The sequence below is a fragment of the Lentimicrobiaceae bacterium genome, from assembly GCA_028697555.1.
Taxonomy (GTDB): domain Bacteria; phylum Bacteroidota; class Bacteroidia; order Bacteroidales; family UBA4417; genus UBA4417.
The window spans coordinates 1-13,952 of sequence record JAQVEX010000027.1; the positions used below are offsets into that span (position 1 = coordinate 1).

The 13,952-nt window shown below is 36.6% G+C and carries 10 protein-coding genes; 8 read left to right on the top strand and 2 right to left on the bottom strand.

The features are described from left to right. Together PHP31_05650 and PHP31_05655 are read right to left on the bottom strand one after the other, a co-directional pair. The coding region (locus PHP31_05650; GenBank protein MDD3738760.1) for a hypothetical protein at window positions 1–217 on the bottom strand (217 nt) is incomplete at its 3' end. Window positions 218–352: 135 nt separating this feature from the next. Continuing rightward, window positions 353–1,240 carry an OmpA family protein gene (locus tag PHP31_05655; protein MDD3738761.1) on the bottom strand — a complete coding sequence of 296 codons (888 nt, stop codon included), beginning with the start codon at window positions 1,238–1,240 and terminating at the stop codon, window positions 353–355. Between the two features lie 275 nt (window positions 1,241–1,515). Between PHP31_05655 and PHP31_05660 the strand changes: the two genes are divergently transcribed. The 8 genes from PHP31_05660 to PHP31_05695 all read left to right on the top strand — a co-directional run bounded on the left by PHP31_05660 (window position 1,516) and on the right by PHP31_05695 (window position 13,930). After that, complete coding sequence (locus PHP31_05660; protein ID MDD3738762.1) at window positions 1,516–2,508, top strand: radical SAM protein; 993 nt, start codon at window positions 1,516–1,518, stop codon at window positions 2,506–2,508. Continuing rightward, entirely contained in the window at window positions 2,492–3,184 is a 693-nt protein-coding gene (locus tag PHP31_05665; protein ID MDD3738763.1) for a hypothetical protein, read from the top strand. The genes PHP31_05660 and PHP31_05665 overlap by 17 nt, the downstream gene beginning before the upstream one ends. A 63-nt stretch (window positions 3,185–3,247) precedes the next feature. Beyond that, window positions 3,248–5,158, top strand: coding sequence for a DNA primase (gene dnaG / locus PHP31_05670; GenBank protein ID MDD3738764.1), 1,911 nt, complete (start codon window positions 3,248–3,250; stop codon window positions 5,156–5,158). Window positions 5,159–5,311: 153 nt separating this feature from the next. Then, the gene (locus PHP31_05675; protein MDD3738765.1) at window positions 5,312–6,967 is read left to right on the top strand and encodes an aryl-sulfate sulfotransferase; all 1,656 of its coding nucleotides are present in this window, start codon (window positions 5,312–5,314) and stop codon (window positions 6,965–6,967) included. A 94-nt stretch (window positions 6,968–7,061) separates the two neighbouring features. Then, window positions 7,062–8,717 (top strand): aryl-sulfate sulfotransferase, encoded by a 1,656-nt coding sequence (locus tag PHP31_05680; GenBank protein ID MDD3738766.1) that lies wholly within the window; start codon window positions 7,062–7,064, stop codon window positions 8,715–8,717. A gap of 53 nt (window positions 8,718–8,770) precedes the next feature. Further along, complete coding sequence (locus tag PHP31_05685; GenBank protein ID MDD3738767.1) at window positions 8,771–10,426, top strand: aryl-sulfate sulfotransferase; 1,656 nt, start codon at window positions 8,771–8,773, stop codon at window positions 10,424–10,426. A 90-nt stretch (window positions 10,427–10,516) separates the two neighbouring features. Then, window positions 10,517–12,178 (top strand): aryl-sulfate sulfotransferase, encoded by a 1,662-nt coding sequence (locus PHP31_05690; GenBank protein ID MDD3738768.1) that lies wholly within the window; start codon window positions 10,517–10,519, stop codon window positions 12,176–12,178. A 93-nt stretch (window positions 12,179–12,271) separates the two neighbouring features. Next, entirely contained in the window at window positions 12,272–13,930 is a 1,659-nt protein-coding gene (locus PHP31_05695) for an aryl-sulfate sulfotransferase (protein ID MDD3738769.1), read from the top strand. Window positions 13,931–13,952 lie beyond the last annotated feature (22 nt).

The following is a 13,952-nucleotide window of genomic DNA, read 5'->3' on the forward strand; positions in this document are numbered from 1 at the left end:
TCCGATCTAAGACTGGAGTGCCAACAATATGCATTTCAGGAGCAGTTCCACCGGCAAGGGAAGTATTAACGTTGCTATAATTACTTTGCATACCGAAAATTACCCAACCTTGTGGAGGCATTGTTCCAGATGAGAAATCTTCTTGCAAAAGTACTTGTGCTTTGCCGGAAAAAGCAACAAACAAGATAATAGCTAAAGAAATTAGTAGTTTTTTCATGGTTATGTTACGTTGAGTTTGTAAATAATTTTATTAAAATCAAACTCCAAAGATAATATTTTTATAATATGAATAATAAAAAAACCTTCATAAATTTATTTTATGAAGGTTTTTTTTATCGTTTATCTCAACGTGTTATTTTTTCATTTGTTGTGGAGTTTCAAGAAGTTTGAAAAACTGGTCTAGTTCAGGCTGAATAACTATACGTGTTCTACGGTTTTTAGCTCTACCATCGGCAGTGCTGTTAGTATCTACAGGTGAATATTCGCCTCTACCGGCTGCGGTAATATGCGATGGATCCATGCCGTATTCGTTTTGTAGCAATCTTACTACTGTTGTGGCACGTTTTACACTCAAATCCCAATTGTCGTAAATTCCATCACGTTTTGGATATGGAACGTTGTCGGTATGACCTTCAACCATAAAATGAATATCAGGTTGATTTTTTAGGACTTTTGCAACTTTGCCCAATACTTCTTTTGCTCTGTCGGTTATTTTATAGCTACCGCTTGCAAATAAAAGTTTGTCCGAAATATCAACGTAAATAACTCCTTTATCTACTTTAATATTAACATCTTCATCGTCTAAGTTACCTATAGCGCTCTTCAAATTCATTACCAAAGCCATGTTTAAAGAATCTTTTTTAGCTATAGACATCTGTAAATTCTGAATATAAGCATCTTTCATTCCTATATTTTCCATCGATTGTCTGATACTTTCAGCTTGCGAGCTCGAAATTACCGATAAGGTTTCCAATTGGTTTAAAACCATGGTGTTGGCTTTTGTCAGATTATCTGTTTCTTTATCTTTTTCAGCCAAAAGTCTATTCAAATCTTCAATTTGTTTTATGTAGTTATCTCTTGCGGTAATACAAGCATTCAAATCGGATTGTTTTTTTGAATATTGTTGTTCCAATGTTTCAAAACTTTCCAATTGTTGCGTGTATTTTTTCTTACTAACGCATGATGTTCCTAAAATAGACAAGGATAAAATTGCGATTAAAAAAATTCTGTTTACTCTCATAGTTTTCTTGTTATTAATTATAGTTTGTTTTAATTAAAATTTACATTCTCAATTGCAAAATTAAACATAATTTTAACAATTATATTAAAATAATGCTTAAAAAAAATTAATAATAGAATATGGGAACAAATAAAAAGTTTAAAAGTTTTGTATTAAGTGTAAAATATTTACCTTTGCAGAGTATAACTAAATAAATGCGCTGGAACGGTTGTTTCGGTGCGAAAAAGTTCTCATTACTTGCACCGGGGATGATAAGTCTCCGGTTTTTTTAAGCTATGATTATTCCTTTCTTTGTTCCTGAGTTAGCTTGTCCGAACCGTTGCATTTTCTGCAATCAGCATACTATTTCGGGTTGGATAAAACCTCTTGAAACTAAAGAAATTAAACCTCTAATAGAGCAATATTTACAATCGTATAAAGATGACGGAAGAAAAGTTGAAGTAGCTTTTTTTGGTGGGAATTTTACGGGCATAGATATTGAAACACAAAAATCTTATTTGCAAGAAGTTAAGCCATATATCGACAGCAAAATTATTGATTCTGTACGCATTTCCACAAGACCCGACTACATTAGTGAAGATAAATTAAATTTTTTGAAACAAAATGGAGTCAGGACTGTAGAACTTGGTGCTCAATCTTTTGATAATGATGTTTTGACAAAATGCGGAAGAGGGCACAACACTGAAGCAACAGTTGATGCTGCCAATTTAATTAATAAACACGGTTTCGATTTAGGTCTCCAAATGATGATAGGACTGCCCGCCGACACCGAGGAAAAAGCTATTAATACTGCTAAAACTATTGTAAGTTTGGGAGCAAAAAATACCAGGATATACCCAACTTTGGTTTTGCACGGAACGCAATTACAAACCATGTACGAGCAAAACTTATATCAGCCGTTAACTATGCAACAAGCTGTTAGTCAAGCTGCTAAAATTGTCCCGATTTTTGTTGATGCCAATGTTGAAATACTTAGAATAGGATTGCATCCATCTTCGGATTTGCAAGATGGGTCGGGGTTTGTTGCCGGACCATATCATCCTGCATTCGGCAATTTGGTTTATTCAAAAGTGTGGGACAATATTTTTAGCGAATTAAAAACCGAAAGCAAGAGTATTATAATAAGTGTTCCTAAAAAGCAGATAAATTCTGCTGTTGGGCACAAAGCCGTCAACAAAATCAATTTATTAAAAAGATTTAGCGAAGTGAAAATTATAGGCGATGATACTTTAACTAAAATGTTTGATTATCATGTTGATTATTGTTAGCAAAAATATAAGCAAGTCGGCACACGATGTTTTAAGCAAATACGGTACTGTTATTCCGTTTGAAACTCAGGGCATAGTGTATCCTGCAATCTCCGACCATCCCGATATATTTTTTTGTAATACTCCGCAAGGATTAGTCGTTTCACCTAATACACCACAAAATTATATTGATATTTTAGAAGACAAAGGCGTAAATTTTCTTTTCGGAAACAAAATCTTAAAAAACACTTATCCTAATACCGCTCATTACAATGTAATTATAACTTCGCAAGCAGTTTTGCATAACTTTAATATTACCGACAATGTTATTCTGAATATTGCCGAGAGGCAAGGACTGAAAAAAATCCACGTCAATCAGGGCTATGCCCGATGCACAACAGTAGCTTTAAATAACAACATGTGGATAACTAGCGATGATGGTATATACAAAACATTGCTAAACCATGGTTACAAGGCGCTTATTGTCAATCCCGATTGTATTAAGCTGTCGTCGTTTCCTAACGGTTTTTTTGGTGGAATATGCGGAATATACAACAACTTACTATTTGTGAATGGGAAGTTGAATTTTTTCAGTAATTATAAAAAAATTATCAACTTTATAAATGATTCCGGAATGGAAGTAGTAGAATTAGTTAATTTTCAACCAATTGATATAGGAACTATAATATTTATTTAAATAATATATATTTTAGTATAAATTTTTTAATTTTGTTGTTTTGTATAGCAAAGTACTAAAAAATTGATACCTCAAGAAACCATACAAAGAATTATCGATACAGCTCAAATAAGTGAGGTTGTTTCCGACTTTGTTTCTTTAAGGCGTAGCGGTTCTAATTTAATAGGCTTGTGTCCGTTCCACGACGAGAAGACGCCTTCGTTTTTCGTTTCGCCTTCTAAAGGTATATTCAAATGCTTCGGTTGTGGAAAAGCCGGTAATCCTATCAGCTTTGTTATGGAGCACGAGAAATACACTTATCCCGAGGCACTACGTTATTTGGCAAAGAAATACAATATTCCTATTGAAGAGACTGTTGAGACCGAGCAACAAGTTGCCGAAAGAACAGAAAAAGAAAGTATATATCTTGTTACCGAATTTGCTTTAAAATTTTTCAAAAAACAACTTTGGGAAACTGATGAAGGCAAGTCCGTTGGACTATCGTATTTTAGGGAAAGAGGTTTTAACGACTCGGTAATTGAAAAATTCGAATTAGGATATAGCCCAAACGCGTGGGATGCACTCACCAAAGAAGCTTTAAAAAACGGGTATAGCAAAGAAGTACTCGAAAAATCGGGATTAAGCACATCGAGAAATGAGAAATTATTTGACAGATTTAGAGGTAGGGTTATTTTTCCAATCTACAATCAATCTGGAAAAGTTATAGGCTTTGGCGGCAGAACATTATCTTCCGACAAAAATCAGGCAAAATATTTAAACTCGCCCGAAACGCTTATCTATAACAAAAGCAACACCTTGTACGGCTTAAATATAGCCAAACACGCAATTGTTGCCAACGATATGTGCTATTTGGTTGAAGGCTACACCGATGTTTTATCAATGTATCAGGCGGGTATTCAAAATATTGTTGCTTCTTCGGGTACATCGCTAACTACCGATCAAATCAAGCTCATTAAAAGATATTCGCAAAATGTTACCGTAATGTACGACGGTGACAACGCCGGCATTAAGGCTTCGTTCAGAGGTATTGATATGATTTTGGAACAAGGAATGAATGTAAAAGTACTGTTGTTCCCCGACGGCGAAGACCCCGACTCGTTTGCTAAAAACAAAAGAGACGAGGAAATCAAAGAATACATAAAAAGCAATATTCAAGATTTTATTGCTTTTAAAATGGATTTGCTGATGACCGATGTAGATGCAAACGACCCAATTAAAAAGGTGAGTTTGTTGAAAGAGTTTATCAACAGCATAGCAGTAATCCCCGATAGGCTTACCCGATTGGCTTACGTACAGTTGGTTGCCGAAAAAATGCAAATCGACGACGGTGTTGTTATGAGTGAAGTTAACAAGGCTCTTAACAAAAAATTTTACGATGCATCTAAACAAAGACAAACTTACGAAGAATATTCATTAGAAATCCCTGTTGCCAAGCAATCGCAAGCTGTAAAACTTGATGTTCACGACTCAACTTTCCTAGAAAAAGAAATTATTCGTTTGCTTCTGACGTATGGAAACGAAGAAATTGATATTAACAATGCAATTGATGACGAAGACAAAACGGTTAAAGTACGAGTTGCCGATTATATTATTGGAGACATAAAAAACGATGAAGTAGAGTTTACCAATTCAAGTTATAATCAAATAATTAATATTTGCTCCGATTTAATCAGCAAAAATCAAGATTTTGATTCGAGGGCTTTAACTCACAATGTAAATCCCGATATATCGCAAACAGTTATTGATATTGTTGCAAATAAATATACTTTCAGTCCTAATTGGGAAAAAAAGAAAATATATTTAGCTACCGAAAGTGATGTTTTAGACAAACTTGTACCCAAAACCTTACTTTCGTATAAAGCCAAACGCATCAATCAGGTTGTGCAAGAATTGTTGAAACAAATGCAAAATGAAGAAGACGAAGAACAAAAAAACAAATACGTAAAAAAATATTTAGATGTAAAAAAATGCTAGACGATATTAACTACTGGTTAGGCAGATATACTAGTTACTAATCTATTTTTTGTAAAATAAATTGAAGCTATGAATATAAATTTTATAAAATCTAGAAATTAAGGGCATCTATGATAAAAAATAACAAAAAAACGTATTTTAAATTATTTAATAATGAAAACAACAAAGTTGATTTTAGCAATTCTTGTTGCAATTGCTACACAAAGGGCTATATCGCAGCAACAAACCGTAGGCATTTTCTTTAACACTCCGGAATCGTTTAACGGTTATACTCTTTTCTCGCCCATTGTGGGCACGACAACTTACTTGATAGATAATTGCGGAGAAGTAGTGCACAAGTGGGAATCGACAAGAACCCCGGGTCTTAAGGCATATCTGAATACCGATGGCAATTTAGTTAGAGCTGCATCATCTCAAAATTTCGTTTTTAACGGAAGATGGGGCGGAACAATAGAAGTTTTTAATTGGGAAGGAGAAAAAATTTGGGAATACGTTATTTCCGACGATTATAAATGCCAGCATCACGATATTGAATGTTTGCCTAATGGGAACTTTTTGGCTATCGTATGGGAGTTACATACTTTAGAAGAGGTTATTCAGGCAGGTAGGGTCGATGCTGAAAGTCCGGTTTGGTCGGAAAAAATTGTAGAAATAAAACCCGATTATGTAAATGGAGGCGGAACCGTAGTTTGGGAATGGAGAACGTGGGATCATTTAATTCAAGATGTTGACCCCAACCTTGATAACTACGGTGTTGTTGCAGACAATCCGCAACGAGTGGATATTAACTATTTGGGCGAGGTTGAAACTGCTACCGATTGGCTTCACTTTAACAGTGTTTACCACAATGCCGAATTAGATCAAATTGTTATTACCGTACATAATTTGCACGAAATATGGATAGTAGACCATTCAACAACAACCGAAGAAGCAGCATCAAGTTCGGGCGGCAATTGCGGAAAAGGTGGCGATTTGCTTTATCGTTGGGGAAATCCATTGGCGTATAAAAGAGGCACCGAAAGCGACCAGCAACTGTTTTTGCCACATGATGCCAATTGGATACCAAAAGGACAAATGGATGAAGGCATGATTATGATTTACGACAATCAGGCGGGGACTCCTTATGGTCTTGATTATTCTGCTGTCGATGTTATTGACCCGCCTTTGTTGGACGACGGAAATTATTTATTCGAGAATGCAGCTTACGCTCCAGTTGCACCACATTGGACTTATACAGCCGAAAATCCAACCGATTTTTATTCAGATATTATTTCCGGAGCACGCCGTCTTCCCAACAACAATACTCTTATATGCGAGGGCATGTCGGGCAGACTTTTTGAAGTCGATTACGAAGGTAATATTGTTTGGCAGTACGTAAATCCTGTAGGGATGAACGGAATTACACCACAGTATTCTCAGCCTCAAATAAATGCTGTTTTTAAAGTAGAAAGATACGCTCCCGATTTTGAAGGATTTGAAGGACGTGAGCTTATACCGCAAGGACACATAGAGCCGGGTACATTCGTTGAATGCGAAATTTACGACGACACTAATATTGAAAATTTGTATGTTGACAACAATTTTCACGTGTTTCCAAATCCCGCAAGTTCGTTACTCAATGTACAGTGGGATTATACAAATGTTGATAAAATACAACTTACCGATATAAAAGGGAATTTATTAATAGAAACTCCGGTATACACTAACAGTTCAGTTATTGATGTTAGCTGTTTTAGCGAAGGAGTATATATAATTTCCCTATTTAATAAGGGCTATTTAATATCGAATAAACAAGTTATTGTTAAGTAAGTTGAAGCTATGAACCATAAATCTTATAAAATCTAAAAGTTAAGGGCAACTATGATAAAAAAGAACAAAAAAACGTATTTTAAATTATTTAATCATGAAAACAACAAAGTTGATTATAGCAATTCTTGTTGCAATTGCTACACAAAGGGCTATGTCGCAGCAACAAACCGTCGGGATATTTTTCAACACTCCTGAATCATTCAACGGTTACACTCTATTCTCGCCTATAGCAGGAACTACGACTTACTTGATAGATAATTGTGGCGAAGTTGTAAAAACATGGGAATCTGACAGGACTCCGGGTCTTAAAGCATATTTAACTGCTGATGGCGATTTGATAAGAGGGAAGTCGGTGGAAAATCCTGTTTTTCACGGAAGATCAAGCGGAGCAATGGAAGTTTTTAATTGGGAGGGAGAACGAATTTGGGAATACTCCATTTCAAACAACATCAATTGTCAGCACCACGATATTGTGCGTTTGCCCAATGGGAACTTTTTGCTTATTGTATGGGATCTTCGTACTAGCGAAGAAGCTCTCCGGGTTGGCAGGGTTAATGTTTCAAGAGATATTTGGTCTGAAAAAATTGTAGAAGTACAACCCGACTACGAAAACGGTGGTGGCACAATAGTTTGGGAATGGAAAGTATGGGATCATTTAATCCAAGATGTTAACCCCAACATAGCTAATTATGGCGTTGTTGCTGACAATCCGCAACGCATAGATATTAACTATTTGGGAGAAGACCCATTCTCTGTCGATTGGCTTCATTTCAACAGTCTCGATTACAATGTCGAACTAGACCAAATAGTTATCAGTGTGCACAATTTGCACGAAATATGGATAATTGACCACTCAACCACAACTGAAGAAGCAGCTTCAAGCTCGGGTGGTAATTACGGAAAGGGTGGAGATTTACTCTATCGTTGGGGAAATCCTTTAGCATACAAAAGAGGCACAGTAAACGACCAAAAATTATTTTTGCAACACGATGCAAGTTGGATACCCAAAGGACAAATGGATGAAGGTATGATTATGATTTTTAATAATAGAACGGGAACTCCTTACGGTCTCGACTACTCTTCTGTTGATGTTATTGACCCGCCTTTGTTAAACGACGGTAATTATTTATTTGAAAATGCAGCTTACGGTCCAGCCGAAACGCATTGGACTTATACAGCCGAAAATCCAACCGATTTTTACTCCGATCTTATTTCAGGTGCACGCCGACTACCCAACAATAATACACTTATATGCGAAGGCATGTCGGGAAGACTTTTTGAAGTTGATTACGACGGCAATATTGTTTGGCAATACGTAAATCCTGTGGGAGTCAATGGTATTACACCTCAGTACGCTCAACCTCAAGTAAACCCTGTTTTTAAAATAGATAGATACGCTCCTGATTTTGAAGGGTTTGAAGGTCGTGAGCTCATACCACAAGGGCATATAGAACCTGGAACATTTGTTGAATGCGAAATTTACGATGGCACTGATATTGAAATGTTATACGCTGACTATAATTTTAACGTGTTCCCAAATCCGGCAAGTTCATCGCTTAACGTACAGTGGGATTATACAAATGTTGATGAAATACAATTAAGCGATATAAATGGAAATTTAGTAATAGGAACTCAGGCACATACAAACAGTACAGTCCTTGATGTTAGTTGCATCAGCGAAGGCGTGTATGTAGTTTCCTTGTTATCTAAAGGCTATTTAATTTCGAGCGAGCAAGTTATAATTATGTAATTAAGTTTAATTTTGTAACAAGCAGTTGAATAATGAATATTAAATCATAATTTATGAAAAAAACAAAGTTAATTTTGGTATTTATAGCTACATTAATCACACAAGCGGCTATTTCGCAGCAACAAACCGTAGGAATATTTTTTAATACTCCTGAGGCATTCAATGGCTACACTCTTTTCTCGCCTTTAGCCGGAACCACAACTTACTTGATAGATAATTGCGGAGAAGTAGTAAACAAGTGGGTATCGGAGCGAAAAGCAGGTCGAATAGCACATATAACTCCCGAAGGCAATTTGGTTAGAGCCACAACATCCGAAAATACGGTTTTTAATGGGGACTGGGGTGGAGGAATAGAAGTTTTTAATTGGGATGGAGAATTAATTTGGGAATACTTTATCTCAGATAGTCTTAATTGTCGACATCACGATATTAAATGTTTGCCTAATGGAAACATTTTAGCTATTTCGTGGGAGTTCCGTACTGCCGAAGAAGCTATGCAGGCTGGCAGGGTTAACGCCCAAAGTGAGGTTTGGTCAGAAACTATTGTAGAAATAAAACCCGATTTTGAAAACGGAGGTGGCACCATAGTTTGGGAATGGAAAGCATGGGATCATTTAATTCAAGATGTTGACCCAAGCATTGATAACTACGGCGTTATTGCCGACAATCCGCAACGAATAGATATTAACTTTTTGGGCGAAAATTCACTCGCTTCAAACTGGCTTCACTTTAACGGTATCGACTATAATGCCGAATTAGACCAGATAGCTATCAGTGTGCATCAATTTAGCGAAATATGGATAATAGACCACTCAACAACGACCGAAGAAGCAGCTTCAAGCATAGGTGGTAATTGCGGGAAAGGAGGTGATTTGCTTTATCGTTGGGGAAATCCCCAGGCATATAAAAGAGGTACCGAAAGTGATAGGAAACTATTTTTGCAACACGATCCTAATTGGATACCCAAAGGGCAAATGGATGAAGGTATGATTATGATTTTCAACAATAGAGCAGGAACCCCTTATGGTATTGATTATTCATCTGTTTATGTTATTGACCCACCTTTGTTAGACGACGGAAATTATTTGTTAGAGAATACAGCTTACGCTCCAGCCGAACCACATTGGAGCTATACAGCTGAAAATCCAACCGATTTTTATTCTGCGTTTATTTCCGGAGCAAGCCGACTCCCTAACAACAACACCCTTATATGTGCCGGAAGGTCAGGAAGATTTTTCGAAATTGATTACGATGGTAATATTGTTTGGGAGTATGTAAATCCTGTAGCCACGAATGGTATTACGCCTCAGTACGCTCAACCGCAGTTAAATACTGTTTTTAAAATAAAAAGATATGCTCCCAATTTTGAAGGGTTTGTAGGACGCCAACTTATTCCGCAAGGGCATATAGAGCAGGGTACAACTACAGAATGCGAAATATACAGCGGTGCTAATGTTGAGAAAATTTACATCAACGGCAATTTTTACGTGTTCCCAAATCCGGCAAGTTCGTTGCTTAACGTACAGTGGGATTATACAAATATTGATAAAATACAACTTACCGATATAAAAGGAAATATACTAATAGAAACTTCGGCATACACTAACAACACAGTAATTGATGTTAGCTGTTTTAACGAAGGAGTATATATAATTTCCTTGTTAAATAAGGGCTATTTGGTATCGAGCAAACAATTTGTTGTAAGGTAATTTGGATCTGTGAAACATGTATCTTAAAATATAGTAGTTAAGGGCAACTATGATATAAAAGAAAAAAAACGTATTATAAATAATTTAGTCATGAAAACAACAAAGTTAATTTTAGCTTTTTTTGTGGCGTTTGCCATGCAAAAGGCTATGTCGCAAGAGCAAACCGTAGGTATATTTTTAAATACTCCTGATGCATTCAATGGTTACACTCTTTTCTCTCCTCAACTAAACACAACAACTTACTTAATAGATAATTGTGGCGAAGTTGTAAATAAGTGGGAATCGGATCGAACTCCGGGACGAATGGCATTTTTAACTCCCGATGGCAATTTAGTCAGAGCAAAGGCAACTGACAATACTGTTTTTAAAAATGGGATAGCTGGTGGAGCTATAGAAATTTTTAATTGGGAAGGAGAACGAATTTGGGAATACTTTATCTCAGATGATTTTCAATGTCAGCACCACGATATTGAATATTTGCCTAATGGAAACATTTTGGCTATTGTATGGGAATATCGTACCCTCGAAGAGCTTATTCAGGTGGGCAGGGTCAATGCTCAAAGTGATATTTGGTCTGAAAAAATTGTAGAAATTCAACCCGATTTTGAAAATGGAATTGGCACAATAGTTTGGGAATGGAGAGTGTGGGATCACTTAATTCAAGATGTTGACCCTAGCATTGATAACTACGGTGTTGTTGAAGACAATCCGCAACGAATAGATATTAACTATTTGGCGGAAAAAGCTTCAGTTGATTGGCTTCACTTTAATGGTATAGATTATAATGCCGAATTAGACCAAATAGCTATTAGCATACACCAATTTAGTGAAATGTGGATAATAGACCATTCAACAACAACTGAAGAAGCTGCTACAAGCGTAGGTGGTAATTGCGGAAAGGGTGGCGACTTGCTTTATCGCTGGGGAAATCCTATAGCATACAAAAGAGGTACCGCAAATGACCAAAAATTGTTTATGCAGCATGATGCTAATTGGATACCAGATGGACAAATGGATGGAGGTATGATTATGATATACAGCAATAGAGCAGGGACTCCTTATGGTCTTCAATATTCTTCTGTTGTTGTTATTGACCCACCTTTATTAGAAGGCGGCAATTATTTATTTGAGAATACTGCTTACGCTCCAGCCGATTTTCATTGGTCTTATACAGCTGAAAATCCAAGCGATTTTTATTCTGCACTTTTTTCAGGAGCAAACCGACTTCCCAATAATAATACTATTATTTGTGAAGCATTGACAGGACGCCTTTTTGAAGTCGATTACGATGGAAATATTGTCTGGCAGTATATAAATCCTGTGGCACAGGACGGTATAATTCCTCAGTACGTTCAACCTCAAGCTAACACAAATAGCGTTTTTCAAACCGTAAGGTACGCACCGGATTTTGAAGGATTTATAGGACGTGAGCTTATACCTCAAGGACACATAGAGCCTGGTACAACCACAGATTGTGAAATATACAGCGGTGCTAATGTTGAGAAATTATACGCCGACGGCAATTTTTACGTATTCCCAAATCCGGCAAGTTCGTTGCTCAACGTACAGTGGGATTACACAAATATTGATAAAATACAACTTACCGATATAAAAGGAAATATATTAATAGAAACTCCGGCATACACTAATAGTTCAGTAATTGATGTTAGCTGTTTTAACGAAGGAGTATATATAATTTCCTTACTGAATAAGGGCTATTTGGTATCGAGCAAGCAAGTTATTATTAAGTAAGTTGAGGCTATGAACTATATATCTTATAAAATCTAAAAGTTTAGGGCAACTATGATATAAAAGAACAAAAAACGTATTATAAATAATTTAGTCATGAAAACAACAAAGTTAATTTTAGTATTTTTAGTTGCGTTTGCTGCGCAAACGGCTATGTCGCAACAACAAACCGTAGGAATATTTTTTAATACTCCCGAGGCGTCCAATGGTTATACTCTTTTAGCGCCTTTATTTGACTCTACAACTTACTTGATAGATAATTGTGGAGAAGTAGTGCACAAGTGGGAATCGGATCGGCTCCCAGGTTTAGCTGCATATATAACAACCGACGGCAATTTGGTTAGAGGAAAGGCGTCGGACAATACAGTTTTTCTTAATGGGATATCAGGTGGAATAATAGAAACTATTAGTTGGGAAGGAGAACGAATTTTTGAATACACTATCTCAGATGGTTATTATTGTCAGCATCACGATATAGAATGCTTACCCAACGGGAACATTTTGGCTACTGTGTGGGAGTACCGCAGTGTAGAAGAAGTTATTCAGGCAGGCAGGGTTAATGCCCAAAGCGAGGTTTGGTCGGAAAATATTGTAGAAATACAACCTGACTACGAAAACGGAACCGGCACAATAGTTTGGGAATGGAAGGCATGGGATCACTTAATTCAAGATGTTGACCCTAACCTTGATAACTACGGTGTTATTGCAGACAATCCGCAGCGTATAGACATTAACTATTTGGGCGAGAAAGAAACCTCTGTTGATTGGCTTCATTTCAATGGTATAGATTATAATGCTGAGTTAGACCAAATAATCGTTAGCGTACATAATTTTAGTGAAATATGGATAATAGACCACTCAACAACAACTGAAGAAGCAGCTACTAGTTTAGGTGGTAATTGCGGAAAAGGTGGCGATTTGCTTTATCGTTGGGGAAATCCATTGGCATACAAGAGTGGTACCGAAAGCGACCAAAAACTGTTTATGCAGCATGATGCTAATTGGATACCTAAGGGGCAGATGGATGAAGGTATGATTATAGTTTATAACAATCAAGCTGGCATACCTTACGGTCTTGAATATTCTTCCATTGATGTTATTGACTCACCATTGTTAGAAGATGGTAATTATTTGTATAAGAACGCAGCTTACGCTCCAGCCGATTTTCATTGGACTTATACAGCGCAAAATCCAAGCGATTTATACTCTGTGCTTTTTTCCGGAGCAAGTCGACTTCCCAATAACAATACTCTTATAAGCGAAGGCACGTCGGGAAAACTTTTCGAGATTGATTACGACGGCAATATAGTTTGGGAATACGTAACTCCCATAGATAATAATGGCATTATACCTCAATATGCGCAACCTCAAATGAACTATATTTTTAAATCTGTAAGATACGCTCCAAATTTTGAAGGGTTTATAGGACGCCAACTTACACCACAAGGGCATATAGAGCCGGGTACAACAACAGAATGCGAAATATACAGCGGTGCTAATGTTGAGAAATTATACACCGACGGCAATTTTTACGTATTTCCAAATCCGGCAAGTTCGTTACTCAACGTCCAGTGGGATTATACAAATATTGATAAAATACAAATTACCGATATAAAAGGAAATTTATTAACACAAACCCCTGTATTTACCAACGGTACAACAATTGACGTTAGTTGTTTCAGCGAAGGGGTGTACATAGCTTCCTTACTGAATAAGGGCTATTTGGTATCGAGTAAGCAGTTTGTTGTTAAGTAAGCTGAATCTGTAAAACATGTAT